The organism is Pedobacter frigiditerrae (genome assembly GCF_032678705.1).
Classification (GTDB): Bacteria; Bacteroidota; Bacteroidia; order Sphingobacteriales; family Sphingobacteriaceae; genus Pedobacter; species Pedobacter frigiditerrae_A.
In genome coordinates this window covers 1,010,711-1,037,101 of sequence record NZ_JAVTSS010000002.1, presented here as the reverse complement: position 1 = coordinate 1,037,101, position 26,391 = coordinate 1,010,711, and the positions used below count along the sequence as shown (strand labels likewise).

Genomic DNA, 26,391 nt, shown 5'->3' with positions numbered 1-26,391 from the left:
GCTTTTGTATATTTGTATAAGCTCTGTAAAGAATTAGTGAATAATCTATAAAAATAGTAGTCTTTATTATCTTTGCCCCTATAAATAAAAGAATATGAAAAAAGTCCTTTTTATTGTTGCTTTAGCCTTATTATCAACATCAGGTTTCGCACAAACCGCAGCTACAAAACCTGCTGTTACTATTTATAATCCAAAAGCAAATGCACAGGCAGACATAGATGCAGCTGTTGCAAAAGCTAAGAAGGAAAAGAAACACGTATTTATTCAAGTTGGTGGCAACTGGTGCATTTGGTGCATTCGTTTTCACGACTTAGTTGATGCGACACCTGCATTAAAAGAACTTCTTAATAAAAACTACGAGACTGTTTTGCTAAACTATAGCCCAGAAAACAAAAATGAAGCTGTACTTAAAAAATTAAGTTACCCTGGCCGTTTCGGCTTCCCTGTATTTCTTATTTTAGACGGAGATGGAAAATTAATTCACACGCAAAACTCAGCCTATTTAGAAGAAGGAAATGGTCACAGCGTGAAAAAGATTACTGAGTTTTTGAAAAACTGGAATTACGCAGCGTTGCAACCAGAGAACAATAAGTATTAGTCGAGAGTTGGGAGATTGGAGTTGGGAGTTAAAACAGCTCCACACTAAAAACTCCAATCTCCAAACTTCTTAAAGTCCATCTCCATATTTAAAAAATCCATTTACAGAAACCGGAAGTTTGCCTGTTGGGATTAATTGATTTTTAAAAACTGAGGCCGCCGATTTCTGCATAAACTCTTCTTTCTGATAGGCTACCAATAAAGCTTTTGCATTTTCTAATCCCGTTAATCCAGCTAAGTTATATGGATTTGCGAACAGGGCAAAAACAGCATCTTTTTTAGCCATATCAGCAATAAACATTTTTAAATCTGCACTTAATGGAATGTTATTTCCAGGACGAATACGAGTATCTACAATTGCGATAATCACTTGGTCATCAGGTTTAATTTCTGCTAAAACCTTTGCGATTGCATTGGCATTTGCATCCTTATTTAAATTGTAAACGATTGAATTTTTATAAGTTGTAGCTAATTCCTTTTGGAAAGTAGTAACATCGGGTGTTCCAAGATTTAAGATAACAGTTCTTTTATCCGGAGAAAGTGTTTTAATGTATTCTCTTCCCCTTAACAAAGTCATACTTGCATCTGCCAATTGCTGTAATAAAACCAAACTTTCTGGCCTATTCACATCAGCAGCAACATTACTTTCGTTAATAGTTTGAGGAATATTTAAGCCTGCCCAATACTTAGCAGTTAATATTTTCTTTACGCTTTCATCAATTCTCTCCATAGTTAAGCGCTCTTCTTTAATCGCCTTCCTCACCATTTTAACTGCTCTTTTACTATCCTCAGAAAGTTCTAAGATATCGTTTCCTGCAATTACGCCCATTACATCGGCCTCTCCATCTTTAAAGAATTTTACTACGCCTTTCATTCCCATGGCATCAGAAATAACAATTCCTTTAAAGCCAATTTGCTCTTTTAAGATCCCAGTAACAATTGGTTTTGATAAAGTTGAAGGCATATTTGGTGTTGCATCTAAAGCTGGAATATTCATGTGTGCAATCATAACCCCAGCTGCACCATTTTTTACCAATTCTTTAAAAGGATACATTTCTAAACTATCTAAACGCTCTTTTGTAAATTTAAGTTGAGGCAAATCATAGTGAGAATCTACATCTGTATCTCCGTGGCCAGGAAAATGTTTGATGCTAACCAGTAAGCCCCCATCTTGCATTCCTTTTAAATAAGCGGCACCTTTATCGGCAACATTATATTTGTTTTCGCCAAAAGAACGGTAGTTAATTACAGGATTTTTTGCGTTGTTATTTACATCAACATCTGGCGCCAAATTCATGTGCATACCAATTCGTTTGTAGTCTTTGGCAACTTCTAAACCCATTTGGTAAATCAATTCTTTATTCTGAATTGCACCTAAAGCCATTTGATAAGGATAAGCAATGGTACTATCCAATCGCATTCCTAAGCCCCATTCGCCATCAGAGGCAATTAATAATGGAACTCTTGCCAGTTTTTGGTATTGATTAGTTAAAGCAGCTTGTCTTCCAGGACCGCCCTGAAAGAACACCAAGCCCCCAATTTTTTCTTTTTTGATTACTTTACCAATAGAATCGGTAAAGGCCTTGCTTTTGTTTGTATACGCGGCCACAAAAAACATTTGAGCAATTTTTTGTTTCTTGTTTAGTTTTTTAAAAACCGAATCAACCCATTTAGGCTCTTGTTTTAAAAGGTCGATATAAGAAGTTTGTTGTGCTTTTATCGCAGTAGCGGAAATAGAAACTGCGATACTTAAACTATAAAAAAGGGATTTTTTCATTTTTTGAATTATAGGCAAGCCATAAAATTAGTAATTATTTATTTGTGTGAACGTAGGCAAATATCTAACCACGTTATCCAATTGTATTAAATTTAATACACTTTACATGGTATGTTTAGCATCCGCATTGCGAAAAGAATAAAAGTTTAAACAAGTATTAAATCGTTGTTTTTCAAGTCGTAAAGATAGTTTTTAATCATTCTCCATGTTTAGATTAAAATTCTTTGGCACATTTATTCCATAAGGGTAGAAAATCAATAATTGAAAACTCATGAAAAAAATAATTATCCTAGCAATTGGCTTGTTCATTACAGGCGTTGCAAATGCACAATCTACAGATCAAGCCATTAGATTTGGCGTAAAAGCAGGCGCAAACTACTCGAACATTATTAAAGATGATGGTAATAATGATTTTAAAACAGATTATTTATTTGGATACCACGCAGGTGTTACCTTAGATATTAAATTGTTAGAAAATCTAGCCTTTACTCCAGAGCTTTTATACTCTACTAAAGGCTATAAATTAGAAAGTGATTTCGGCAAGTTTACTCAAACTACTAAATTTATCGACTTACCAATTTTAGCAAGTATTAGAGTTGGTGGCGGATTAAACTTAGTTGCTGGTCCGCAGGTTTCATTCTTATTGTCTACTGATAATAAATTTGAAAATGGATTTGGTACTGCTCAACAAACAATTGTTGAAGACGAGTCTGACCGTTTTAAAAAGAGCTTAGTTGGTGGTGTTATTGGTTTTAGATATGATATCAATAGCCAATTCGGAATCAATGGTCGTTATGCTTTAGATTTCCAAAAAAATAACGAAAATGGAAGTACAACAACTCCAGAGTTTAAAAACCAGGTATTCCAATTAGGTTTAGGAATTAAATTCTAATCTACTAATTACTTAAAAAATTTTAAGACCGTCTTTATAAGATGGTCTTTTTTGTTTAGAGTGCGTCCCTTAGTCCTGATTTACTTCGGGAAATGGCCATGCTAACAAAATCTGTTAAAACAATATCCTCTTTCAAAAGGTTATAATAACATCGCTCTACATATTAATAACCTAAAACATATAGCTATGAAAGATGTAAGCACGCCAAAAAACAATCCAACTGTACAAGGAGGTTCAAAAGCCGATAGAGCTAACCATAACCCTAAATTGGATAAAAAGGAAAATGGTATAACTAATGGAGGAGGACAACGGTCGGACCAAACCTCAAATAAAGATAATCAACGAAAAAGAGGACAATAATCCTTAAAGACGTTCCGTCTCCCTGAATTCATTTCAGGGTCTTTACTGCAAGCCAGATGCTGAAATAAATTCAGCATGACGAAAATCGCATAGAACAACAGAGATAAAGCATCAGCAAAAAACTGATGCTTTTTATTTAACCTTCCTTAGCTAAGGCAATAATATCCTTCACCTCTAAAATCTTTCGTTGATTAACACCATTTGCGGTATTTATCATTGCCAAGCCCATTTCCTTTAAACTTACAAAGCTATTTGTGTTGATGGCCTTTAAAATTGGGAACAGCCACATGAATACTTTATAAAAACCATGGGTATATTTTAAACCTTTGGTTGGTTTTATTATTCCAGGACGAAAATTAAAAACTTGATTAAATGGCAGTTCCATTAAATCATTTTCAGTTTTACCTTTCACAATCGCCCAATTTATCCCTCCCTTTTCGCTACTATTTGTTCCCGCTCCAGATACATAACAAAACGTCATGTCGTTATTTAACTTGCTTAATGTTTCTGCAACATGCATAGTTAAAGTATAGGTCATTTTATAATATTCGTCTTTATCCTTGCCAACAGAAGTAACGCCCAAACAAAAATAACACGCATTATAATCTGTTAATTGATTTTCTATTGTAGAAAAGTCGAAAAAATCTTGATGAATAATTTCTTTTAATTTTGGATGACTATAACCACAGGGTTTTCTATTGATGACTAAAATAGCTTCAACTTTATCGCTGTTTAAACACTCATACAACACGCCTTCGCCAACCATACCAGTTACGCCAGTAATAATTGCTCTTATTTTCGATTCCATAATTTAAATTAGATTGATGCTAATTTAACCCTTAATATTTACTTTTGTTCCTTATGCCAGAATTACTATTGTTATGTGTGATGCTAATCCCTCAGACCGTTGCGGGCGTTTATGCACACAGCATGGGCAAAAGTTTTTGGTTTTGGTTTTTTATCTCCTTCTTAATACCAATTATTTCTCTAATCGTTTTGCTTTTTTTAGATAAGGATAAAAATGAAGAGAGAAAAGGTTATGAATTAGCAGACCATGTAAAGAAGAAAGACGACACGAAATAAAAAATCCCTACCATTTCTGATTGAGGATTTAATTTTATCTTTTCTTATTAATTTCTGGGTCTCTGTTGTGCACCACCCAATAAATAATCTTTTGGCGGCTCCATATTTAACAAATTCTGCACAAAATAGTCCCAACGTCTACGCATCATATAAGGTGAATAAGCACCAAAACCATGGGCGCTGTTAGGGAACACTAATAAATCGAAACTCTTATTTGCTTTAATTAATGCATCAACTACTAACATTGTATTTGATGGAGGTACGTTATTATCCATCATTCCATGCGCTAACATTAGCTTTCCTTTTAAGTTTTTCGCATAATTCTGATTGGCTTGTTTCTCATAATCAGAATTTTCTACTAAACCATTGTATCTTTCGCCCCAATCATCCTCGTAGTTACGGTTGTCATGGTTACCTGATTCTGCAATACCAACTTTAAAGAAATCTGGATAACGGAACATGGCAGCGGCTGTTGCAAAACCACCACCAGAATGACCCCAAATGCCTACTTTATTTGTATCAATTGGATAAGTCTTAGCTAAAGTTCTAATGGCTGCAATTTGATCTGGCAAAGTATTTTCGGCCATATTACCATAACTCATGTCATGAAATGCTTTTGAACGGAATGGATTACTTGTTCCTTCAATCATCACCACGATAAAACCTAATTCAGCTAAAGCTTGATGATCGCCTCTTGATGCAGAGAAAGACCAGCTTCCTACGCTCCCACCCTGCGGACCAGGATAAATATAATCGATAACAGGATATTTTTTATTTGGGTCCATTTTGGTTGGTGTAAATATCAAACCGTAAACATCGGTTTTACCATCGCCACCTTTTGTGCTAACAGCAATTGGTGCTTTCCAGCCTCTGGCAATTAGTCTCGAAACGTCTGTTTTTTCTAATGCTGTAACCAATTTGCCTTTAATATCTCTGTAAGCCATTGTTGCTGGCGTTTCTGGAGTAGAGTAAGTATCTAAAAAATAATTGCTCGTTGGCGATAAAGAAATGGTATGATTTCCAGCATCTGGCGTTAATAAAGTTAGCCCTTTACCATCAAATCCAATCTTATAGAAATAACCAAAATATGGATTACCTGGTTCACGACCACATCCCATAAAGTACAAAACACGGTTTTTCTCATCAACTTTTACTAATCTTGTTACCAACCAATCTCCTTTGGTAATTTGATTTTTTAATTTTCCCGTGGTTGCATCATACAGATACATATGGCCCCAATTATCTCGTTCAGAATACCAAAGAATTTCTTTAGTTGCTGGTAAATATCGCCAGTTAATCACTCCTCTACCAGATTCAAATTGTGTTTTCACTGTTTCCTCAAAAATTTCTCTAACAGCTCCTGTAGTTGCATCCGCAATGCGGAATTTTTCGTTTTTATGATCTCTTGAAGTTGATAGAAATGCCATTTCCGAACCATCAGCTTTCCAATCGATGTCATCGAAAGTTCCGCTGCTTGCAATATCATCACTCAAAGTTGCTCTGTGCGTATCTGGTGGAATATTTAAGCTGATTACTTTTGCATTTTCTACATCGATGATTACTCTTCTTATCGTCGCAATTACCTTATCACCTGGCAACGGGTATTTCCAAGCCTTTAAAACTGGAGCGCCAACATTTGTTGTTACTAAATACATGTCGCTTACGTTTCTTTGATCCTGCTGAAAAGTAGCAACCTTTTTTGAATCTGGCGACCAACGTACAATTGGACCATCACTCATTGTCCAACCAGCGTTATCAGTTGCATAACCGTAATCTTTTATCCCATCTGTAGTTAATTGGGTTTCCTTTTTGGTAGCAATATCACGTACCCATAAATTCCAATCTTTTATAAAAACTATTTTTTTGCCATCGGGCGATATAACTCCATTTGCACCACCTCCAAATCTCCTGCCTCCACCTTGCCCAGATGGAGTATCTTTATATTCGGTAGTTAAGGTTTTGGTTTTTTTGCTCGGATCTACCAAATAAGTTTCTGTACCATTTTGACTCCTAACAGTATACCAGAATTTATCTGTACCATCAATATAGTTTGGATTTATGCCTGAACGATCAATGTATTGTGCCGTATTATAAGCCATAAAGCCTTCTGCCCGCTCATAATCCTTAGCAGTAATAACGCCATGTTGGGCCTTTACAGCAAATGACAAAGCGGTAACTGTTACTGTAAGTAAATATTTATTCATATGCTTATTATTTAGTAGGGTATAAAAATAAATTATTTCAACTAATCGCCTTTAAAGTATTAGGAATAATACATTATTCAAATTGACTATACAAAAAATGCCCAAGCGTTAAGCAAGGGCACCTCATTATTATATTTGGTTAGATTTATTCTACAACAGTAACTTTAATCATATTCGTTTTGCCTTTGGCATGCAACGGAATTGAAGCCGAATTAATCACGATATCACCTTTTTTGATTAATTTATTTTTCTTCAAAACATCATTTACATCGGTAATAGTATCATCAGTAGTTTCAAATTTATCGTAGTAAAAACCTCTTACTCCCCAAATTAAACTCAATGTATTTAACATTCCTTCATTACTCGTAAAAATAAATATAGGCGCTTGTGGTCTGTGGCTCGAAAGCTCAAAAGCAGTATAACCGCTTGATGTCATTGAAACGATACCAACTGCATTGGTTTGTTTTGCCAAGAAACAGGCAGAATCGCAAACCGCATCGGCTAAAAAGCTTTTAGAATCCTTATTTAAATATTTCTCAACATGGAAAGAGTAATTATTATCTTCTATGTTAGAAATGATTTTCTGCATCGTTTCAATAACGATTAGCGGAAATTCTCCAACCGAAGTTTCTCCACTTAGCATTACTGCATCTGCACCATCTAGAACAGAGTTAGCTACGTCATTTACTTCTGCACGAGTTGGACGAGGAGTAGTAATCATACTCTCTAACATCTGCGTAGCAATAATAACTGGCTTAGAAGCTGCTCTACATTTTTTTACAATCATTTTTTGCAACAATGGCACTTCTTCCATTGGCATTTCAACTCCAAGGTCTCCACGTGCAACCATAATTGCATCAGATACTGCAATAATTTCATCGATATTTGCAATTGCCTCTGGCTTTTCAATTTTTGCAATTACTCTTGCTTTTTTACCACGAGCTTTAATAATATCTTTTAATTCGATGATGTCTTCTGCATTACGAACAAATGATAAACCGATCCATTCCACATCATTCTCAAGAACAAATTCTAGGTTTTTACGATCTTCAATAGTTAATGAAGGGATGGAAACCTTAGTATTTGGAAGGTTTACTCCTTTTCTCGAAGTTAAAATTCCTCCGTGAACTATTTCACAAACTACTTCATCCTTATAATTTGTTTCAATTACACGCATTTGTAATTTACCGTCATCTAAAAGGATAATTTCTCCTGCTTTCACATCTTGTGGAAAGTTTTCATAAGTGATGTAAATACGCTCCTCATTACCAACACATTCTTGAGTAGTAATAACTGTGCGTTTACCGTTAACTAAGTGAATACCACCGTCTTTTACCGTTCCAATTCTAATTTTTGGACCTTGTAAATCGGCAAGAATACCAACGTTATATTTATATTTTTTATTGATGCTACGAATGGTATCTAAAACTTCTTGGTGATCTGCTTGAGAACCATGTGAAAAATTTAAACGGCAAACATCTAATCCTGCATTAAACATGCTATACAAAACGTCTGGTTTAGCTGATGCTGGGCCTAAAGTGGCTACAATTTTTGTTCTTGAATGAAAAGGTTTCATTTATTTATTTCTATTAAATGATAAAACAAAAAGGCGTTATTGTAGAAATAAACGATGTTTTATCTAACTGTTTATGTTATATTTTGGTTTTATTTAGATTCAAATATAGTGTATTTAATACACTAACAATATAAAATTTACATTACCAAATTTTCTTTTGACTTTAATTTAAGTGGATTTATCTGTGCAGCCACCTGAATATCAGGCAGTTTGTTTAATCTAGTCAAAATAAAATTAAGATCTTCTTTATCTACATACTGTTGTATTATTATAAAAAAATCAACTTTGTTCATTTCAGGAATTAAAAACCCTTCTGGATTTCGATTGTTAACCAAATAATATTCAATTTCACCTTGTTCTACAAAATAATAAAACCTAGAAAATGAAAGTGGAGCTTCATCAATATTATAGTAAACTTCGTGATCCTCAGTCTTTTCGAACTCAAACTCTAGGCTTTTATTTATCTTATGGCAGAGGATATAATCTTTTACAGCTGCCGTTATGGCTATTAAAACAAAATCAAGGTCTAAAGACAGTTTTAAATAAGTTTTGTTCAAAACGTAATATTTTTTTAGAATTACGAAATTATAAAACTAATTTTACATTAAGTTTGAAATAAAAAGATTAAAATTGATTGAGAAATAAAAACATTTGAAAAGTGTTAGAATTTTATTTTTCTTTGCACAGAATTATTTAACCATTAAATTATAAAATTATGTCTGATATTGCTTCAAGAGTTAAGGCTATCATTGTAGAAAAACTAGGTGTTGATGAAAGCGAAGTTACGCCAGAAGCGTCTTTCACGAATGATCTAGGTGCAGATTCTTTGGATACTGTAGAATTGATTATGGAATTTGAAAAAGAATTCAATGTTGCAATTCCTGATGATCAGGCTGAAACTATCGGTACTGTAGGTCAAGCTGTTGCTTATTTAGAAAAAAACGTTAAGTAAAAATACGCTTTCCGTACAATACGTATAAATGGAATTAAAAAGAGTAGTAGTTACAGGTTTAGGTGCGCTCACTCCAATTGGCAATACTGTTCCAGAATTCTGGGATGGGTTGGTTAATGGTGTGAGCGGCGCTGGGCCAATTACAGGTTTTGATACAGAAAAGTTCAAAACAAAGTTTGCGTGCGAGTTAAAAAACTTCAATCCTGAAGATCATTTGGATAAAAAAGAAGCTCGCAAATTAGATCCATTTGTGCAATATGCCTTGGTATCTACAGCTGAAGCCGTAAAAGATGGTGGTTACGATTGGGAAAAAATCGACACCAACCGTGTAGGCGTTATCTGGGGATCGGGTATTGGCGGTTTTAAAACATTCCAAGAAGAGATGAAAACTTTCTTTTTGGGCGATGGTACTCCAAGGATCAATCCATTCTTTATTCCAAAAGTAATTATTGACATTGCTCCTGGTCACATTTCTATGAAATATGGCTTAAGAGGACCAAATTTCTCAACTGTTTCGGCTTGTGCATCTGCAACTAATGCCATGATTGATGCTTTCAACTACATCCGTTTGGATATTGCTGACATTATTATTAGTGGTGGTTCGGAAGCTATTATCAACGAAGCAGGAATTGGCGGTTTCAACGCGATGCATGCACTTTCTACTAGAAATGACGACCCTAAAACAGCCTCACGTCCTTTTGATAAGGATAGAGAAGGTTTTGTTGCTGGTGAAGGTGCCGGCACCATTATTTTAGAAGAATTAGAACATGCTAAAGCTCGTGGCGCTAAAATCTATGCAGAAATTGTAGGTGGTGGCATGAGTGCTGATGCAAATCACATTACAGCTCCACATCCACAAGGTTTAGGCGCTAAACTAGTAATGTCTAATGCTTTAAGAGATGCTAAATTGACAACCGCAGATATTGATTACATCAATGTCCATGGAACGTCTACTCCGCTTGGAGATGTTAGCGAAAGCAGAGCGATTGTAGATTTATTTGGAGAAGATGCTTATAATTTAAACATTAGCTCGACTAAATCTATGACAGGACACTTACTAGGTGCAGCAGGTGCTATTGAAGCAATTGCTACAATTCTAGCGGTTCAAAATGACATTGTTCCACCAACTATCAATCACTTTACTGATGATCCAGAGTTTGATCCAAAGTTAAATTTCACATTTAATAAGGCTCAAAAACGTACTATTCGTGCGGCTCAAAGTAATACTTTTGGATTTGGTGGTCATAATGCGTCTGTTATTTTCAAAAAATACGAAGGTTAACCTAATAAACTATCTTTGTTGATATTTGTATTGTATATTTATACATTACATAGCACCTTTTAATTTTTTGTTATAAGATTTAATGCCGTTTTTCAACTTATATAAACTTTACTTATCGCCCAACAAAGAGTTTGTAAAAAAACTTAAAAACATTTTAGGCTTTGTGCCTGGAAATGTGACTTTGTACAAAATGGCATTCAGACATCGCTCTGTGGCTAAAGTTTTAAAAAATGGTAGCAGAAGTAGCAACGAACGTTTAGAATTTTTAGGTGACGCTATTCTAGGTTCTGTTATTGCAGAATTACTCTTCAAAATCTATCCCTACAAAGAAGAAGGCTTTTTAACGGAGATGCGCTCCAAAATCGTTAATAGGGCAAATTTAAATCAACTTGCCCGTAAAATGGGTTTTGACCAATTAATCGTTTACGATCAAAAAACAGTTAGTGTTTCCAGCAAACATCATTCTATGTTAGGCGATGCTTTTGAGGCTTTAATTGGGGCGGTTTACCTAGATAAAGGTTATAACTTCACTAAAAATCTTTTACTTAAACGTATCGTTAAACCATATATTGATGTGCATACTTTAGAAATGACGGAAACTAATTTCAAGAGTAAACTAATTGAATGGTGCCAACGTCATAGCAAGGATATTTCTTTCGAAATGGTTGAAAATGGCGAGGGTGAAAGTGCTAAGTTATTTACCGTTCATGCTATAGTTGATGGAGAAAATCAAGGAATTGGAAGAGATTACAACAAGAAAAATGCAGAGAAATTAGCTGCAGAAAAAGCTTGTGAGTCTTTGGCGATTTAGTAAATGAGGCAACACATTCTTTATATACTCAAAGTTGCCCTTATTCTTTCATTATGCTTTTGTGTCTTTTTCCTGTTCATGGCTTTAGCAAGCGGGCATAAAGTTCCAATAAACACATATTTGTCTTTCTTTTTTTCTATTTTAATCATGGTCGGGTTATTAATCGCAATTAAAATTTATACCCGAAAGAGTCCTATTAATTAGGTTATCTACTTCTTCTTCAAAGTATCCGTATAATTCTTGAAAGAATCCTTAATCCACTTTGTGCTATCATAATAAGTCCAGTTTTTGGCTTTTTCGTAATCAGGACGATAATTAACCATAAAATCTTCTAGCTTTTTTCCTGTTAAGCCAGTTTCCTTATTAATGGTTGTTTTGTTGAAAAGCTGGTCTACGTGGCTATCTTGCAATTCAGAAACATACATTTTATTGAATCTCCTAGCGTTTTTGGGCGTGCGACCGAATAATTCGTAAATAGCAGTTAGCGGAGACAAAACGTATGAAAGTATTGGAGGCTTTCCTCCATAAAATGAGCCTTTATTTTTAAAATCTCTTTTTATGGCATCTAGCGTTTGTTTTTTTCCTTGACCATTAATCACAACTTCACTTAACATGGTTCCACCCCTATTTAATTGCAAAATAATATCCTTGGTAGAGCTAACTACAACTCTTATATCATTAAATCCTCTTTTTATAACAACTAGGGTATCGCCTATGGCAGATTTTATGGAAAACAAACCCATATCATTTGTGCCAACACTATAGCCATTACGTAAATTAGTAACCTCTGCTAAGGCAATACGGATTTTTGATCCATTTTCAAATACAACGCCACTTTGCATAAATTCTTGTTGTGCAAAAGCATTTATAAATGGGAAAGAAACTAAAAATAGAATGCCTAAAAAGAACAAACGGAAAGGCTTCATTGTGTCTTATTTATTTATTTTGTAAACTTAAGGATTGTTTGCGAACCCAATAAGTTAAAAAACGTTAATTAATGTCAAAAGTTTTATCAGGAATATATTTAATTTATGCAGGAATAATTTTTATTGCCTTGATGTTCATTGCATTACCTTTTGTATTATTGGCTTCGGCAATCTTATCAAAAACAAATGGCAAACGGATTATTCTATTTCTGTTAAGATGTTGGGCATGGGGATTTAGTGCCGCTTCCTTCTTTTGGATTAAAACAAAAAACACACATTTAATTAATCGAGATATTCCTCACATTTATGTGGGCAATCATGGTTCTTATTTAGATGCTATTGCCGTTTGTATTGGCATTCCTCAATATTTTAGTCCGCTTGGAAAAGTTGAAATGACTAAAATTCCAATTTTTGGTTTAATCTATAAAAGAATTGTTGTTTTAATTGACAGAAGTAGCAAGGAAAGTCGTGAAGAATCTGTTAACGCCTTAAAAGCAGACATCAACAACGGGCAGTCGATTCTCATTTTCCCAGAAGGAACGATGAATAAAACTGAAAAACCATTAAGCGAATTTTATGATGGCGCTTTTAGAATTGCGATTGAAACTCAAACACCATTGATGCCATTTGTAATGATAAATAATAGAGCATTATTGCCAAGGGTTAATCCGCTAAATGCTCGTCCTGGTTTGTTAACTACTGTTTTTATCACACCTGTGGATGTAAAAGGATTAACACAAGATGATATGCAAATGCTTAAACAGAAAGTTTACGACTTAATGGAAGAAGCTATTTTAAAGTATAGTTAGTTCTATTGTTAAAATGCTGGATTGCAAAATTGTTGCTTATTGCCTTACACCTTTAGCCTTTTAACCCTCTACCTTTTTTACTATCTTTGCACATGATAAAATCAATGACAGGCTTTGGCTTGGCAGCTACTGACATAGAAAATGTAAAGTTTGCTGTTGAGATAAAATCTCTGAACTCTAAGTTTTTGGAGTTAAATTTAAAATTACCAAGAGCATATTCAGATAAAGAGCTTTTATTGCGTAATACTTGCAGTAAAGATATTGAACGAGGAAAAGTTAATGTTTCTGTAAACATTGAACGTAGCGACGACAATCAGAAAGGAGCTACAATTAACACCACTCTACTAACTCGTTATTACAAACAACTAGAAGAAATTAATGCTTCTTTGGGTGCAAATTCAGCAAATCTATTGCAAACCGCCCTTAACTTTCCCGAAGTAATTACTTATACGGAAGAAGAGATTGGTGAAAATGATTGGGAAGTTTTACATCAAACATTTTTAAAAGCACTAGCCAATTTTAATCAGTTTAGAGAAGATGAAGGCAAAGTTTTAAGAGCAGATTTAGAACTTCGAATTCAAAACATTTTAGACTTTTTTGCTGAAATAGATAAGCTTGCTCCGTTAAGAGTTCCACAAGTAAAAGCCAGATTAACTCAATTTTTAGAAGAAACAGTTGGCAAGGTAAACATCGACCAAAATCGTTTAGAGCAAGAGTTGATTTACTATATTGATAAATTAGACATTACCGAAGAGAAAACCCGCTTAAAAAGCCACTGTGATTATTTCATGGCTACCCTAAAAGGTAAAGATGCCAATGGTAAAAAATTAGGGTTTATCTCTCAAGAAATCGGCAGAGAAATTAATACCATGGGTGCCAAAGCTAATGATGCGCATATACAGCAATTAGTTGTGGGAATGAAAGAAGAATTAGAAAAAATTAAAGAACAGTTATTGAACGTGTTATAAGAGCTAAAAGCTTAAAGCACAAAGTCTAAAGCTTTGGTCTTTTCGCTTTAGTCTTTAGGCTTATTAAAAATGAAACAAGGCAAACTCATTATATTTTCTGCACCATCAGGAGCTGGTAAAACAACCATTGTAAGACACTTACTAAAGAAATTTCCGCAATTAAGTTTCTCTATCTCTGCAACTACAAGAGAATCTCGTGGAACAGAAAAACATGAAAACGATTATTATTTCATCACTAAAGAAGATTTTTTGCATAAAGTTGCTCGTCAAGAATTTGTAGAATTTGAAGAGGTTTACAGCGGAACATTTTATGGCACCTTGCGTTCAGAAATTCAAAGGATTTGGGATTCTGGCAAACATGTAATTTTTGATATCGATGTTGAAGGTGGTTTACGCTTAAAAAGAAAATACGAAGATGATGCATTGGCTATTTTTGTTCAACCGCCATCTTTAGAAGTATTAAAAGAGCGTTTAACTGGAAGAGGAACTGATAGCCAAGAAAAACTTCAAGAACGTTTTATAAAAGCAGAAAAAGAACTTTTATACGCAGATAAGTTTGACATCATACTTAAGAACTACGATTTAGAGGTTGCTTGTGCTGAAGCGGAGAAAATAGTAGCTTCATTTCTAAAAAAATGATTTTTAGAAATCTAGCAAAAGCTTTATATTTACATTATGACTGATATTCAATTATATAGCCAAATATCTGCTTTGCCTTCTGATTTAAAGAAACAAGTGTCTGAGTTTGTTGCTTCATTGAAGAAAAAAACTAAATCAGGCAAACAAATTAAAGAAAGACAATTTGGATACGCCAAAGGCTTTTTTAAAATGGCTAATGATTTTGATGAGCCTTTAGAAGATTTTAAGGAATATATGTAATGTCTTATTTATTAGATACACATACATTTATTTGGTTTATAAATGGTGATTCTTCCTTACCCAAAAAGGTTATTGATGAAATCAAAGATTTAAATAATCAATGTTTTATAAGCATTGCAAGTATTTGGGAAATAGCAATAAAATCTAAATTAAATAAACTTTCACTTCTATCTGAATTTGATAAAATATTTGAATTTTTAGACCAGAATCAGATTGAAATTCTGCCCATAAGTTTCAATCATATTTTATCACTTAATCAATTAGAATTTCATCATCGCGACCCTTTTGATAGAATTTTAATTGCTCAGGCAATTACTGAAGAACTTGTTTTATTATCTAAAGACAAGAATTTTATTTTATATGATGTTAATGTTTTTTGGTAAAAGCTTTGTTAACCATGGATATCGAACCGAAAACTGAAAACCGAAAACTGCTCACGGGCCTTTTCTTCGGTTCATATAATCCCATCCATATCGGCCACTTAATTATTGCCAACTATATGGCAAGTTTTAGTGGTTTGAAAGAAGTTTGGTTAGTTGTTTCACCTCATAATCCACTAAAGCAAAAGAGCGGTTTGGCTAATATGTACGACCGTTTGGAAATGGCTAAATTGGCGACTGAAAATGCACCGCAAATTAAGGTAAGTGATATAGAATTTAAATTACCTCAGCCTTCCTATACGATAGATACACTTACCCATTTACAAGAGCGCTATCCAGAAAAAGAATTCGTTTTAATAATGGGAGCTGACAATTTGGTGTCCTTGAAAAAATGGAAGAATTACGAAATCTTGCTTAAAGATTATCATATCTATGTTTATCCACGCCCTGGTGCCGATGTAAGTGAATGGAAAAATCATCCCTCAATTACTTTTACGGATACGCCAGAAATGGAAATCTCCTCAACCTTTATTCGCAAAGCTTTAAAAGACAATAAAAACATTCAATTTTTTGTTCCAGATAATGTGCTAGAGTTTATCGAACAGAAAAGTATGTATAGATAGTTTTTCAATCCGTTGGCTGAAGCCAACGGCAGTGAATTAAGAAGCTTTATAAATCAAAAACACAGTTGGCTTTTTGTGCAAGTCTATTCTTTCGCTTTTCCAAGCACCAACTGTTAAGGTTTTAATGTATTCATCATCACCATTAATATTACAAGCTATGCAAAGCTGAGTACTGCCGCTACAGTTTTTCAGTACGTCTTCAAATAGATGGTTGTTCCTAAATGGAGTTTCCATGAACAATTGAGTTTGTTTGTTTTTTTGCGATAATGCTTCAAGCTCTTTTATGCGTTTAGCTCTCTCTACTTTATCAATTGGTAAATACCCATGAAAAGTAAAACTCTGTCCACTAAACCCAGATGACATTAAAGCTTGTATCATAGAATTTGGTCCAACCAAAGGCACAACCTTTATCCCACGTTTGTGTGCTTCTGCAACAATTTCTGCACCTGGGTCAGCAACACCTGGGCAACCAGCTTCGCTCATTAAACCAACATCGATACCCGACATTAATTGAGTAAAATAAGGCACTAAAGAGTTTCCACGTTTGTGTTTGCCAAAATCGTGAATAAGTAATTCACTTTGTGGAGTTTTTAAACCAGCTTCCTTTAAAAACTTACGAGCTGTTTTTTCATTTTCAACAATGTAGGTTTTAATTACATTAATTGTATCAATCAAAAATGGCGTGTAGGATTTATTTTGGGCATTTTCTGCCAATGGAACTGGGATTAAAAACAAGGTACCTCTTTGCATTGCTAAACTTTAAGCTACAAAAGTACAGTTTTAAGCCAATAACTAGCACTATTAAAATTTCTCAAAGGTTTGGCAAAACAGCTAACAGGCAATATTGTTTTGTTGAATTTTACAAAATGTAGCAAATTTAGTTCTGCCCGACTTATTTTTTACACATCCAAGGAGTTGCTTTTAGCCTACCTTAAAACACTTAATTGTAAAGAAAAGCGTTAAAATGAGACAATAACACAGTTTGTTAATGTTGGCTTAATCCTTTATTAAAAATGGTGTTCAAATTGATATACACAAAGCGTTAGGTTAATTATAAATTTTAAAACACACACAAAATGAAAAACATGATCAAATTACCAGCACTGCTGGTAGGTCTCATGCTCTTATTTGCTGGAACCACACAATCGGCAAAGGCTCAGCAAGAGGATGTTTCCTTACAATCGTTTTACGATGAACTTTCTCCTTATGGAACTTGGATTCAGGACCCGCAATACGGTTACGTTTGGCGTCCGGATGTAGACCAAGAAGATTTTAGGCCTTATTACAGTAATGGTCGTTGGGCAATGACCGAGTATGGAAATACTTGGGTAAGTAACTACGATTGGGGCTGGGCTCCGTTTCACTACGGACGTTGGATTTACAACCGTTACAACCAATGGGTTTGGTTACCAGATACAGTTTGGGGACCAGCTTGGGTAAGTTGGAGAAGTGGTGGCGGATATTATGGATGGGCTCCTTTAGGACCAAGCATTAGCATCGGTATAAATATTGGCAGGGGTGGATACAGAGTTCCAGATATGTGCTGGAACTTTATTCCTTACAACAATATTTACATCAACAGCTATCCTCGTTATAACTATGGTAGAAACAGGGTATACATTCAAAACACTGTAATTATCAACAATACTTATGTTCGCAATAACAGGACATATTATACTGGTCCTAGAGCTGAAGAAGTAAGACGTGCAACTAATCAAAATGTAACTGTTTATAATGTTAACAGAAGCAGCAGACCAGGTGCATCTAGAATTGATGATAGAAACGTAAATATTTACAGTCCACGTGCTAGCAGAGATAATGGAAACTCGGCTCCAAGAAATGCAGTTCAGGGTAGTATTAACCGCGGACCAGTTGGAAGAGAGAATAATGTAACCGCTAATCGTGGTGACAGGGGAAATAATAATGGCGGATTTGATAGAAACAATGGAAACGTAAATCAAGGTGCCGATAGGAATGCTGACAGGGGCTACAATGGTAGCACTTCAACTAGACCTTCTAGAAATGGAAATGAAGTAACTGCTCCTCAAGGAAGAGAAAACGGTAATCGAGGTAATGAGAATAATGGTGTTGCAAACCAAAGACCAAGTGTTTTTGACAGAAGAAGCGATGGTAACAATAACCAATCTCAACGAGTTGAACGTACTCAGCCTACACCACAATCTCAACCTCAAGAACAAAGGGTTGAACGTAGCCGAGAAATGCCACAGCAACAAAGAGTTGAGCGTCAGCAGCCCGTACAGCAGGCGCAACCTCAACAACAAAGAGTTGAGCGTAGTAGAGAAATGCCACAGCAACAAAGGATGGAGCGCCCTCAGCCTGTACAACAAGCGCAACCTCAGCAACAAAGAATGGAAAGACAACAATCACAACCTCAACGTGTAGAGCGTACACAATCAGCTCCACAACAAAGAAGTTCTGGCGGTGGTTCAGAAAGTCGTGGTGAGAGAGGTGGAGGCGGTGGCCGTCCAGGAAGAGGATAAAAATAATTTAGTATGAACAAGAAAGAGCCGGTTTTTTAATCGGCTTTTTTTATGTTAAATAATTTGAAAAGGTGCTGCCAACACTTTTTTGAAGGCTCAGCCCTGCTATCTATTGCAAGCCTCAATCGTTCCTCAATCGGGCTTTCCATTCCTATCAGGTTTAAGCAAATTGGTTTGTGCTACTATGTCTGGTTTCCCTGCACAAGCCACTGTTAAATAGCCCAGATTGAAGCGATATCCTTTTTAATGTCACCCTGAGCGTAGTCGAAGGGCAATTAAAAAGATTTAGCGTAAAGCTGGACTACCTTTAATCTTTGCCTTTAACCTTGCGCTTCATAAAATACCCTGTCTTTTTACTCGCAAATAACTACTTTATACTAGAAAGAAAATATTCTTACCTTTGCAGCGCAATGAAACAAGCCACAGCCATATTATTCCCCCTTCGCTTTTTATAAAGCCTTGCTGTATCTGCTATTTAATTAAGTTTCTGCCCACATTATCAATAAAAAATCCATGTTAAATCCTGAAATAGAAAAAAGAAAAACATTTGCAATTATTAGTCACCCCGATGCTGGTAAAACCACATTAACCGAAAAGTTCTTGCTTTTTGGTGGCGCAATTAATACTGCTGGTGCTGTAAAACGGAATAAAGCGAATCAAAGTAGCACATCCGATTTTATGGAAATTGAAAAGCAACGTGGTATTTCGGTAGCAACATCTGTAATGGGTTTCGAATATAATGGCAAGCGCATCAATATTTTAGATACACCTGGTCACAAGGATTTCGCTGAAGATACTTACCGTACTTTATCTGCAGTTGATAGTGTGATTTTGGTGGTAGATTGTGTGAAAGGTGTGGAAGAGCAGACCGAAAAATTAATGTCGGTTTGTAGAATGAGAAATACACCAGTAATCATTTTCGTTAACAAAATGGACCGTGAGGGTAAAGATGCCTTTGATTTATTAGATGAAATTGAAAACAAATTAAACATCAGTTTATGTCCGTTGAGTTGGCCAATTGGTCAAGGTCATACTTTTAAAGGAGTTTATAGCATTTACAACAACCACCTTAATTTATTTGAGCCAGACAAAAAGAAAATAAGCACTCCTGTTATTGAGGTGAACAGTTTAGATGACGAGAATTTAGCACAGTTTTTACCAGAAAAATCATTATCGACTTTAAAAGAAGAATTGGAATTAGTTGAAGGCGTTTATGGCGCAGTTGACAAAGAAATGTACCTAGAAGGTTTATTGGCCCCAGTATTTTTTGGCAGCGCTATTAATAACTTTGGGATTAAGGAATTATTGGACACGTTTGTAAACATTGCTCCTAGTCCGAAAAGTAGAGAAGCAGAAGAACGTACTGTTTTAGCAACTGAAAAGAATTTTAGTGGTTTTGTATTTAAAATACACGCCAACTTAGACCCGAACCATAGAGATAGAATTGCATTTTTAAGAATTTGCTCTGGTAAATTTGAGCGTAATAAGTTCTTCTATCATACCAGAAATAACAAGAAAATAAAATTCTCCAACCCGATGGATTTTATGGCCAACGAAAAAAGCATTGTTGAAGAAGCTTGGCCAGGTGATGTGGTGGGTTTATACGACAGTGGTACTTTTAAAATTGGCGATACTTTAACGGAAGGTGAGAAATTACAATTTAAAGGTATTCCGAGCTTCTCTCCGGAGATTTTCAAGGAAGTTGAGAATAGAGATCCATTAAAAACTAAACAGCTAGAAAAGGGCTTACAACAATTAACTGAAGAAGGTGTTGCACAATTATTTGTCATGCAGCCTGGTAATAGAAAAGTAATTGGTGCGGTTGGAGATTTACAGTTTGAGGTTATCGCTTTTAGATTGGAGCATGAGTATGGTGCAAAAGCGCATTTCAGGATGTTAAGTTATACTCGTTCTAACTGGGTAACATCAAAAGACCCTAAAAAATTAGAGGAGTTTTTAAAACGTAAACAACAGCATATTGGTGAAGATAAAGATGGTAATCCAGTTTATTTAGCGGATAATGAGTTCATGATTAACATGACGATGAGAGATTATCCAGATATTGAATTCCATAAAACGAGTGAGTTTAAGTAGTTCATTGGTTCAATTGTTCAGTAGGTTGAAGTTGGTCGAGATTTGTAATCTCGACTAACAAATTCATTGGTTCAATTGTTCATTGGGCATAGCAGGTTTTTCTTCATATTGTCTATTTGCATTTGCCAATCTTCGTTTTATTTTAGAGACTAATAACCTTGGTGCAAGCACTTTTACGCATTCGCCGAAGCCTAAAATTTCTCTTTCTAACTCATAATTTAAAACCACATCTATTCTAACAGTTGTGGTTTTTTCATTTTTAGTGAGTACGACTTGCGAATCATGCAGTGGTTTTGTAATGATATACGGCGCATGATAGTTTTCAAATTCCAATATTACCTTTTGGGCCCTATCTTTTTCACTTTTAGTTACGCCAATTACATCTTCGAAATATCTATCAAAATCAACTCCTTGATACGCTCTAAATTCTTCATTGGGTAACTCTTGAAACTCAACAATTCTGTCTAGAGCAAGTGTTAATAATTGTGGGCTTTTTTTCGATTTTGTAATCAGAAACCATCTATTTCTATATTCCTTTAGCAAATATGGATAATAAATTTGTTGTTGAGATTCTTTAGCCTTAAAAGATTTATACTCAATTAATAAGGGCACTTTATTTAATATAGCACGATATAAATCTGGAATACATTCCAAGCCTTTTACTAATTTGTTGCCCTCTAACTGAATATTATTTCCGGTTTGTTTGGTGCTTTTGTACAAGTTATTCTCTAAGCGAGCAATCATGTCGCTCATTTCATCGAAATAATTAAATGCATTAAATTGCTTTAACACGCCAACTATTTCTTTCATTTTATCTACATCAGCATTGTTTATTGGAGCTTTTGTAATGCTAAAATTAGAATCTTCATAGGCATAAAATCGTTTGTCTTGCACAACGATTGGCGCATTGTAACCTAACTTATCGCTTCGCATCAATTGTATATCTGCTTGAATAGTGCGTTTACTAACACCAGAGGTAATTCCTTCCATCTCGTAAAGAGTTTTTGCAACCTTCTCAATGATATCATTTAAAGTCCATTTACGGAAACGATTCCTTAAACAATCATCAATTGTTTTGTATCTAATGAGCGCTAATTTATTGATGGCCATACTTAAAGTTTTAATGCGTTTTTGCAAAAACCGTTAAAAATTAATTGATTAAATATAGCATTCTTCGATTTATCTACGCAACCTAACTGCGTAATTGAAACTTTATTTTCTAGATATTGTCTTATTTACAAAATTTTTATACTGATTATCAGATATTTAAATTATTTATTTAAAAAATTTTTTAGCTACGCAAATGTGCTGCGTAGTAGCTAAACAACTTTGTAATGTCGGAAGGATAACAAATATTTAAATCTGGCAAATGTTAAACAATAAAACTTAACTATTATGAAATTTAATTTTTTTAACACTAGAAAACAACTTGTTACAAACTTTGAAAGTGCAAAAGCATTTATCATGACACCAGAGTTGGAATTATATACTGCTGTAGTAACAACAGGATTAAATGATTCATTTTATGAGTCGGGCAGCTCTAGATTAAATAGAATTAAAGAGTTAATCGAAAAATGCAATCCAACATTCGTTGCAAAGCTTGCTATTTATGCACGTACTGAAATGAATTTAAGATCAATTCCAATAGTTTTGTCAGTAGAATTAGCTAATAAGATTTCTGGAGATTCAATTGTAAGTAAAACTGTAAATAAAATAGTTATTAGAGCAGATGAGATAACAGAATTACTTGCATATTATCAAATTGCTAACGGAAGAACTGAAACAAAAAAATTAAATAAGCTTTCTAAACAAATTCAAAAAGGCTTGGTTAATTCTTTCAATAGGTTTGATGAATATCAGTTTGCAAAATATAATAGAAACACTGATGTAAAACTGAAAGATGCTTTGTTCTTGGTTCACCCAAAGGCTAAAGATAATTTACAACAAGAAATTTTTAATAAGATTGCCTCAGATAATTTGGCTACTCCTTACACATGGGAAACTGAACTATCTGAATTAGGTAAAATCGATTTTGAAAATAGTAATGTAAAATCAATAGCATTTACCAAAAAATGGGAGGAACTAATCGAAAGCAAAAAAGTTGGCTATATGGCTTTGATGAGAAATCTTCGAAACATTTTAGAGGCAAATGTTTCTGCTAAACATATAGAAATGGTTTGTTCTTATTTGGCTAATGAAAAAGCAGTTTTAAACTCGAAACAACTTCCGTTTAGATTTCTTTCAGCTTACAGAGAGCTTAAATCAACCAAATCTAGTTTTACATCTATAATATTAGATGCATTGGAGAATGCTGTGATGTATAGCGCTAAGAATATAAAAGGTTTTGGATTTGACACTTCATTAGTAATTGCTTGTGACGTTTCAGGTTCAATGCAAAAAGCAGTTTCGGCAAGGAGTACTGTATTGCTATATGATATTGGTTTAATGTTAGCTATGTTATTACAATCGCAATGCAAAAATGTAACTACTGGAATGTTTGGTGATACCTATAAAGTAATTAATATGCCGAAACGAAATGTTTTAGCAAACGTTATGGAGTATTACAAACGTGAGGGAGAAGTTGGTTATGCCACAAATGGATATTTAGTAATTGATGACCTTATTAAACAAAGAAAAGTGGTAGATAAAGTAATGATATTTACTGATACTCAAATGTGGAATAATAATAATAATAACAGCAATTCATTTGCAGAATCATGGACTAATTACAAAAGAATGGCTCCAAATGCAAAGTTATATTTATTCGATTTGGCAGGCTACAATACGCAACCAATAGATGTTAAACAAAATGATGTTTATCTATTAGCTGGTTGGTCTGATAAAGTTTTCGATATGCTTTCAGGTATGGAAAATGCTGTTTCTGCACTCGAAAAAATTAGTAAAATTGAAATATAAACTCATCCCACAGCGAAATGGCTGTGGGATGTTATAAAACATTAATAAAATAAGCAAGTGTCGTAGAAAAGAGTTACTTCGCATTGATAACGCCCGTGTCGTAGGTTCGAATCCTACCTCTGTATTTAGAGTAGCTCAATGGTAGAGCAGGAACAGTCTTTTTTCGTTTTTAACCTTGCTTCAATAAAGAAAACATACAATATTAGATAAGTGCCGTAGAAAAGAGTTACTTCGCCTTCCACGCTACAGGTCGCAGGTTCGAGTCCTGCCTTCGTTTAAAATCGAAGTAGTTCAGTTGGTTAGAACAGTAAAAAGTCTCTTCTCGTTTTTTGCCTTATTTATTAAATAAACAGAATGCCGTAAGTAAGGGTTACTTCGACACCAATGAAGGGGAGGAATAGTGAAGTTGTAAAACCAGCAAGATTATCCGGTTCGATTCCGGCAAGACATGCCCCAAAACTCTTATTGCTTTTGCTTCTGTTAAAGAATTTAAGATGCCGTTGGCAAGTGTTACTTCGATTGGTTGAATATAGTGCAGGTTCGAATCCTGCAAGTAAATAAACCATTTGTCAGTTTTTGCTCTTAAAAAATGAGTGCCGTAGTTAAGTGTTACTTCGTCCAAAAAGTTTAGATACATTTTGCGTTTTTAGCCTCATTAATTAAAAATAAATTAAATTTAGATGCCCTCGGTCAGGTGAACGATGCCTGCCGAGGTTTAATTAGGAATAAAATGAAAACAGAAATAACAGGTAAAACCCTTAAAGCCTTGGGTTATACTGAAGGAAAAATATTAGGCTTGGCTTTAGAAATCTTGAGAGACAATTTTCAAGATATTGAAGTAAATGAAGTTCAAAAATTACTGAAGAAGGTAAAAAATTATCCAGAAAGTTTTTTGGATGATGAAGTAGTAGGTGTTTTGGCAACAGCAATTATAGAAGAAGCAAATCCTAAAGGCGATGGAACGATAGAGTTAATCGAAAATGCGAAAGCTTACACTGTATTTGGAGAAAACTATATCGAAGATGGTGCAAAAGACCAAATGAACATCGCTATGAAATTGCCAGTTACTCAAGCTGGTGCTTTAATGCCAGATGCGCACCAAGGTTATGGCTTGCCAATTGGCGGCGTTTTAGCTACTCGTAACGCCATAATTCCTTATGGTGTTGGAGTTGATATAGGTTGTAGAATGGCGTTGAGTATATTTGATATTCCTGAGAAATATTATTTTGGTAAGGATGCAATGTATAAGCGAGAATTGATAGCTCACACTAAATTTGGCGCTGGTCAGAATTTTAAAGGTGATGAGAGAGCAGACCATGAAGTTTTAGAAAATGAAGATTTCAACTCTACTCCTTTCTTAAAAAATTTACACGGCAAAGCTTGGGCTCAATTGGGTACTTCGGGTGGTGGAAATCACTTTGTGGAATGGGGAATTATAGATTTTGCAGAGCGAGATGAAGTTTTGAATATCGACAAAGGACGTTATGTAGCTTTATTAACCCACTCTGGCTCTCGTGGATTTGGAGCAACTATAGCTGGTCATTACACCAAGATAGCCAAGGAGATTTGCAAGTTGCCTAAAGAAGCCATTAACTTAGCTTATTTGGATATGAACAGTGCAGAAGGTCAAGAATATTGGATTGCAATGAATTTGGCTGGAGATTATGCTTCTGCGTGTCATGAGGTGATACATAAAAGATTAACCAAAGCCATTGGTGCTAAAGTTTTAGCGAAGGTAGAAAACCACCACAATTTTGCTTGGAAAGAGACCATAAATGGCGAAGAATTAATCGTTCACAGAAAAGGAGCTACTCCAGCTGGAAAAGGTGTGATGGGAATTATTCCAGGAAGTATGACAGCACCAGGATTTTTGGTTAGGGGAAAAGGCGAGACAAGCTCAATCAATTCTGCTTCTCATGGCGCAGGGCGATTAATGAGCCGTACAAAAGCGATACAATCTATTACAAAGTCTGATATGAAAGCAATTTTGAAAGACCACAACGTTACCTTAATTGGTGCGGGCTTAGATGAAGCGCCAATGGCTTATAAAGACATTAATAAGGTTATGGCAGCACAAACTGATTTAGTTGATGTGATTGCGAAGTTTGAACCAAAAATGGTGAGAATGGCTGATGATGGAAGTAGGGAGGATTAGTTGGGAGGCTGGGGTTTAAGATTATGATTTAATTTGAAATTAATGAAAGAGGAGTTAATTAAATTTGCTACAAAATGGCATAAGGGCCAAAAGCGTAAATATACATTTGAACCATACGTAAATCATTGTATAGAAGTGGCAGAAATGGCAGAAGCCCATAATATTCCTTTCGGTTACGAAATTGGTTTATTTCACGATTTACTTGAAGATACTTTATGCTCTATTGAATCTATACGCATTATTTTATTCCCAAAATACTCAGATAATGAAATTGATTTTATTATTAATGGAATCGTATCGCTAACTGACATTTATGTTCCTGTAAATTTCCCTCATTTAAATAGAGAAAAAAGAAAAGCTTTAGAAGCAGAAAGACTTGCGGACATATTACCAGCATATCAAAGCGTTAAATATTGTGATTTAATTAATAACACTAGTTCAATCGTTAATCATGACCCTAGGTTTGCAATGTATTATTTAGCTGAAAAGAAATATATGCTTAGTTTAATGAACAAAGGCAACACTAAGCTTTATAATGAAGCACTTAAAAATGTTGTTCTGTAAATCATTATAATCAATTCCGTGGTCTGTGGCACACAGAACACC

Annotated in this window: 27 protein-coding genes; 18 read left to right on the top strand and 9 right to left on the bottom strand. The window is 34.7% G+C overall.

Going from position 1 to position 26,391, the window contains the following annotated elements; all coding sequences use genetic code 11:
• Positions 1–94 precede the first annotated feature (94 nt).
• Positions 95–598, top strand: a complete 504-nt coding sequence (locus R2Q59_RS15225; RefSeq protein ID WP_316786093.1) for a thioredoxin family protein — start codon at positions 95–97, stop codon at positions 596–598.
• 69 nt (positions 599–667) lie between these two features.
• Here R2Q59_RS15225 and R2Q59_RS15220 read toward each other — a convergent pair whose 3' ends face one another.
• Positions 668–2,374, bottom strand: coding sequence for a glycoside hydrolase family 3 protein (locus R2Q59_RS15220; RefSeq protein WP_316786092.1), 1,707 nt, complete (start codon positions 2,372–2,374; stop codon positions 668–670).
• Positions 2,375–2,645: 271 nt separating this feature from the next.
• Between R2Q59_RS15220 and R2Q59_RS15215 the strand changes: the two genes are divergently transcribed.
• Together R2Q59_RS15215 and R2Q59_RS15210 are read left to right on the top strand one after the other, a co-directional pair.
• Entirely contained in the window at positions 2,646–3,266 is a 621-nt protein-coding gene (locus R2Q59_RS15215; RefSeq protein ID WP_316770558.1) for a porin family protein, read from the top strand.
• A gap of 186 nt (positions 3,267–3,452) precedes the next feature.
• On the top strand, positions 3,453–3,626 hold the full coding sequence (locus tag R2Q59_RS15210) for a hypothetical protein (protein WP_316786091.1): 174 nt from the start codon (positions 3,453–3,455) through the stop codon (positions 3,624–3,626).
• Positions 3,627–3,762: 136 nt separating this feature from the next.
• On the opposite strand, the gene R2Q59_RS15205 is transcribed toward R2Q59_RS15210, so the two are convergent.
• Positions 3,763–4,434 (bottom strand): NAD-dependent epimerase/dehydratase family protein, encoded by a 672-nt coding sequence (locus R2Q59_RS15205; protein WP_316770553.1) that lies wholly within the window; start codon positions 4,432–4,434, stop codon positions 3,763–3,765.
• 53 nt (positions 4,435–4,487) lie between these two features.
• Here R2Q59_RS15205 and R2Q59_RS15200 point away from each other — a divergent pair, with 53 nt between their 5' ends.
• Positions 4,488–4,709, top strand: coding sequence for a hypothetical protein (locus R2Q59_RS15200; RefSeq protein WP_316770552.1), 222 nt, complete (start codon positions 4,488–4,490; stop codon positions 4,707–4,709).
• A 47-nt stretch (positions 4,710–4,756) separates the two neighbouring features.
• On the opposite strand, the gene R2Q59_RS15195 is transcribed toward R2Q59_RS15200, so the two are convergent.
• The 3 genes from R2Q59_RS15195 to R2Q59_RS15185 all read right to left on the bottom strand — a co-directional run bounded on the left by R2Q59_RS15195 (position 4,757) and on the right by R2Q59_RS15185 (position 9,046).
• On the bottom strand, positions 4,757–6,913 hold the full coding sequence (locus R2Q59_RS15195) for a S9 family peptidase (RefSeq protein WP_316786089.1): 2,157 nt from the start codon (positions 6,911–6,913) through the stop codon (positions 4,757–4,759).
• 145 nt (positions 6,914–7,058) lie between these two features.
• A complete protein-coding gene (gene pyk, locus R2Q59_RS15190) occupies positions 7,059–8,489 on the bottom strand; it encodes a pyruvate kinase (RefSeq protein WP_316770549.1) in 1,431 nt (476 codons plus the stop codon).
• A 137-nt stretch (positions 8,490–8,626) separates the two neighbouring features.
• Positions 8,627–9,046, bottom strand: a complete 420-nt coding sequence (locus tag R2Q59_RS15185) for an IPExxxVDY family protein (protein WP_316770547.1) — start codon at positions 9,044–9,046, stop codon at positions 8,627–8,629.
• A 158-nt stretch (positions 9,047–9,204) separates the two neighbouring features.
• On the opposite strand from R2Q59_RS15185, the gene R2Q59_RS15180 reads away from it, so the two are divergent.
• The 3 genes from R2Q59_RS15180 to rnc all read left to right on the top strand — a co-directional run bounded on the left by R2Q59_RS15180 (position 9,205) and on the right by rnc (position 11,534).
• On the top strand, positions 9,205–9,441 hold the full coding sequence (locus R2Q59_RS15180) for an acyl carrier protein (RefSeq protein WP_031266521.1): 237 nt from the start codon (positions 9,205–9,207) through the stop codon (positions 9,439–9,441).
• 28 nt (positions 9,442–9,469) lie between these two features.
• Entirely contained in the window at positions 9,470–10,723 is a 1,254-nt protein-coding gene (gene fabF / locus R2Q59_RS15175; protein ID WP_316770516.1) for a beta-ketoacyl-ACP synthase II, read from the top strand.
• 82 nt (positions 10,724–10,805) lie between these two features.
• Complete coding sequence (rnc, locus tag R2Q59_RS15170) at positions 10,806–11,534, top strand: ribonuclease III (RefSeq protein WP_316770513.1); 729 nt, start codon at positions 10,806–10,808, stop codon at positions 11,532–11,534.
• Between the two features lie 209 nt (positions 11,535–11,743).
• Here rnc and R2Q59_RS15165 read toward each other — a convergent pair whose 3' ends face one another.
• Complete coding sequence (locus tag R2Q59_RS15165) at positions 11,744–12,460, bottom strand: hypothetical protein (protein ID WP_316786088.1); 717 nt, start codon at positions 12,458–12,460, stop codon at positions 11,744–11,746.
• A gap of 71 nt (positions 12,461–12,531) precedes the next feature.
• Between R2Q59_RS15165 and R2Q59_RS15160 the strand changes: the two genes are divergently transcribed.
• From R2Q59_RS15160 to nadD, 6 genes are all read left to right on the top strand, one after another.
• Positions 12,532–13,269 carry a lysophospholipid acyltransferase family protein gene (locus R2Q59_RS15160; RefSeq protein ID WP_316770509.1) on the top strand — a complete coding sequence of 246 codons (738 nt, stop codon included), beginning with the start codon at positions 12,532–12,534 and terminating at the stop codon, positions 13,267–13,269.
• 104 nt (positions 13,270–13,373) lie between these two features.
• Positions 13,374–14,237: a YicC/YloC family endoribonuclease gene (locus R2Q59_RS15155; RefSeq protein ID WP_316772570.1), complete on the top strand. Its 864-nt coding sequence runs from the start codon at positions 13,374–13,376 to the stop codon at positions 14,235–14,237.
• 69 nt (positions 14,238–14,306) lie between these two features.
• The gene (gmk, locus tag R2Q59_RS15150) at positions 14,307–14,876 is read left to right on the top strand and encodes a guanylate kinase (protein ID WP_316770507.1); all 570 of its coding nucleotides are present in this window, start codon (positions 14,307–14,309) and stop codon (positions 14,874–14,876) included.
• Positions 14,877–14,912: 36 nt separating this feature from the next.
• Positions 14,913–15,116 carry a DUF2281 domain-containing protein gene (locus R2Q59_RS15145; protein ID WP_316770505.1) on the top strand — a complete coding sequence of 68 codons (204 nt, stop codon included), beginning with the start codon at positions 14,913–14,915 and terminating at the stop codon, positions 15,114–15,116.
• The gene (locus R2Q59_RS15140) at positions 15,116–15,499 is read left to right on the top strand and encodes a type II toxin-antitoxin system VapC family toxin (protein ID WP_316770502.1); all 384 of its coding nucleotides are present in this window, start codon (positions 15,116–15,118) and stop codon (positions 15,497–15,499) included. The genes R2Q59_RS15145 and R2Q59_RS15140 overlap by 1 nt, the downstream gene beginning before the upstream one ends.
• Before the next feature lie 14 nt (positions 15,500–15,513).
• Complete coding sequence (nadD, locus tag R2Q59_RS15135) at positions 15,514–16,119, top strand: nicotinate (nicotinamide) nucleotide adenylyltransferase (RefSeq protein WP_316786087.1); 606 nt, start codon at positions 15,514–15,516, stop codon at positions 16,117–16,119.
• Positions 16,120–16,155: 36 nt separating this feature from the next.
• On the opposite strand, the gene R2Q59_RS15130 is transcribed toward nadD, so the two are convergent.
• On the bottom strand, positions 16,156–16,869 hold the full coding sequence (locus R2Q59_RS15130) for an SAM-dependent methyltransferase (protein ID WP_316786086.1): 714 nt from the start codon (positions 16,867–16,869) through the stop codon (positions 16,156–16,158).
• A 326-nt stretch (positions 16,870–17,195) separates the two neighbouring features.
• Between R2Q59_RS15130 and R2Q59_RS15125 the strand changes: the two genes are divergently transcribed.
• Both R2Q59_RS15125 and R2Q59_RS15120 read left to right on the top strand, forming a co-directional pair.
• Positions 17,196–18,620 (top strand): DUF6600 domain-containing protein, encoded by a 1,425-nt coding sequence (locus R2Q59_RS15125; RefSeq protein WP_316786085.1) that lies wholly within the window; start codon positions 17,196–17,198, stop codon positions 18,618–18,620.
• A gap of 513 nt (positions 18,621–19,133) precedes the next feature.
• Complete coding sequence (locus tag R2Q59_RS15120; protein WP_316786084.1) at positions 19,134–20,714, top strand: peptide chain release factor 3; 1,581 nt, start codon at positions 19,134–19,136, stop codon at positions 20,712–20,714.
• A 63-nt stretch (positions 20,715–20,777) separates the two neighbouring features.
• Here R2Q59_RS15120 and R2Q59_RS15115 read toward each other — a convergent pair whose 3' ends face one another.
• Positions 20,778–21,824: a WYL domain-containing protein gene (locus R2Q59_RS15115; RefSeq protein WP_316786083.1), complete on the bottom strand. Its 1,047-nt coding sequence runs from the start codon at positions 21,822–21,824 to the stop codon at positions 20,778–20,780.
• A 285-nt stretch (positions 21,825–22,109) separates the two neighbouring features.
• On the opposite strand from R2Q59_RS15115, the gene R2Q59_RS15110 reads away from it, so the two are divergent.
• Positions 22,110–23,630 (top strand): TROVE domain-containing protein, encoded by a 1,521-nt coding sequence (locus R2Q59_RS15110; protein WP_316786081.1) that lies wholly within the window; start codon positions 22,110–22,112, stop codon positions 23,628–23,630.
• 370 nt (positions 23,631–24,000) lie between these two features.
• On the opposite strand, the gene R2Q59_RS15105 is transcribed toward R2Q59_RS15110, so the two are convergent.
• Positions 24,001–24,252: a hypothetical protein gene (locus R2Q59_RS15105; RefSeq protein ID WP_316786080.1), complete on the bottom strand. Its 252-nt coding sequence runs from the start codon at positions 24,250–24,252 to the stop codon at positions 24,001–24,003.
• A 108-nt stretch (positions 24,253–24,360) separates the two neighbouring features.
• Here R2Q59_RS15105 and R2Q59_RS15100 point away from each other — a divergent pair, with 108 nt between their 5' ends.
• A complete protein-coding gene (locus R2Q59_RS15100) occupies positions 24,361–25,785 on the top strand; it encodes an RtcB family protein (RefSeq protein ID WP_316786079.1) in 1,425 nt (474 codons plus the stop codon).
• A gap of 42 nt (positions 25,786–25,827) precedes the next feature.
• Complete coding sequence (locus R2Q59_RS15095; RefSeq protein ID WP_316786078.1) at positions 25,828–26,349, top strand: hypothetical protein; 522 nt, start codon at positions 25,828–25,830, stop codon at positions 26,347–26,349.
• Positions 26,350–26,391 lie beyond the last annotated feature (42 nt).

Excerpts from the sequence above, each read along its gene's own strand:
- R2Q59_RS15225 (WP_316786093.1), top strand. The coding sequence starts at position 95 with ATGAAAAAAGTCCTTTTTATTGTTGCTTTAGCCTTATTATCAACATCA.
- R2Q59_RS15220 (WP_316786092.1), bottom strand. The coding sequence starts at position 2,374 with ATGAAAAAATCCCTTTTTTATAGTTTAAGTATCGCAGTTTCTATTTCC.
- R2Q59_RS15215 (WP_316770558.1), top strand. The coding sequence starts at position 2,646 with ATGAAAAAAATAATTATCCTAGCAATTGGCTTGTTCATTACAGGCGTT.
- R2Q59_RS15210 (WP_316786091.1), top strand. The coding sequence starts at position 3,453 with ATGAAAGATGTAAGCACGCCAAAAAACAATCCAACTGTACAAGGAGGT.
- R2Q59_RS15205 (WP_316770553.1), bottom strand. The coding sequence starts at position 4,434 with ATGGAATCGAAAATAAGAGCAATTATTACTGGCGTAACTGGTATGGTT.
- R2Q59_RS15200 (WP_316770552.1), top strand. The coding sequence starts at position 4,488 with ATGCCAGAATTACTATTGTTATGTGTGATGCTAATCCCTCAGACCGTT.
- R2Q59_RS15195 (WP_316786089.1), bottom strand. The coding sequence starts at position 6,913 with ATGAATAAATATTTACTTACAGTAACAGTTACCGCTTTGTCATTTGCT.
- pyk (WP_316770549.1), bottom strand. The coding sequence starts at position 8,489 with ATGAAACCTTTTCATTCAAGAACAAAAATTGTAGCCACTTTAGGCCCA.
- R2Q59_RS15180 (WP_031266521.1), top strand. The coding sequence starts at position 9,205 with ATGTCTGATATTGCTTCAAGAGTTAAGGCTATCATTGTAGAAAAACTA.
- fabF (WP_316770516.1), top strand. The coding sequence starts at position 9,470 with ATGGAATTAAAAAGAGTAGTAGTTACAGGTTTAGGTGCGCTCACTCCA.
- rnc (WP_316770513.1), top strand. The coding sequence starts at position 10,806 with ATGCCGTTTTTCAACTTATATAAACTTTACTTATCGCCCAACAAAGAG.
- R2Q59_RS15165 (WP_316786088.1), bottom strand. The coding sequence starts at position 12,460 with ATGAAGCCTTTCCGTTTGTTCTTTTTAGGCATTCTATTTTTAGTTTCT.
- R2Q59_RS15160 (WP_316770509.1), top strand. The coding sequence starts at position 12,532 with ATGTCAAAAGTTTTATCAGGAATATATTTAATTTATGCAGGAATAATT.
- R2Q59_RS15155 (WP_316772570.1), top strand. The coding sequence starts at position 13,374 with ATGACAGGCTTTGGCTTGGCAGCTACTGACATAGAAAATGTAAAGTTT.
- gmk (WP_316770507.1), top strand. The coding sequence starts at position 14,307 with ATGAAACAAGGCAAACTCATTATATTTTCTGCACCATCAGGAGCTGGT.
- R2Q59_RS15145 (WP_316770505.1), top strand. The coding sequence starts at position 14,913 with ATGACTGATATTCAATTATATAGCCAAATATCTGCTTTGCCTTCTGAT.
- R2Q59_RS15140 (WP_316770502.1), top strand. The coding sequence starts at position 15,116 with ATGTCTTATTTATTAGATACACATACATTTATTTGGTTTATAAATGGT.
- nadD (WP_316786087.1), top strand. The coding sequence starts at position 15,514 with ATGGATATCGAACCGAAAACTGAAAACCGAAAACTGCTCACGGGCCTT.
- R2Q59_RS15130 (WP_316786086.1), bottom strand. The coding sequence starts at position 16,869 with ATGCAAAGAGGTACCTTGTTTTTAATCCCAGTTCCATTGGCAGAAAAT.
- R2Q59_RS15125 (WP_316786085.1), top strand. The coding sequence starts at position 17,196 with ATGAAAAACATGATCAAATTACCAGCACTGCTGGTAGGTCTCATGCTC.
- R2Q59_RS15120 (WP_316786084.1), top strand. The coding sequence starts at position 19,134 with ATGTTAAATCCTGAAATAGAAAAAAGAAAAACATTTGCAATTATTAGT.
- R2Q59_RS15115 (WP_316786083.1), bottom strand. The coding sequence starts at position 21,824 with ATGGCCATCAATAAATTAGCGCTCATTAGATACAAAACAATTGATGAT.
- R2Q59_RS15110 (WP_316786081.1), top strand. The coding sequence starts at position 22,110 with ATGAAATTTAATTTTTTTAACACTAGAAAACAACTTGTTACAAACTTT.
- R2Q59_RS15100 (WP_316786079.1), top strand. The coding sequence starts at position 24,361 with ATGAAAACAGAAATAACAGGTAAAACCCTTAAAGCCTTGGGTTATACT.
- R2Q59_RS15095 (WP_316786078.1), top strand. The coding sequence starts at position 25,828 with ATGAAAGAGGAGTTAATTAAATTTGCTACAAAATGGCATAAGGGCCAA.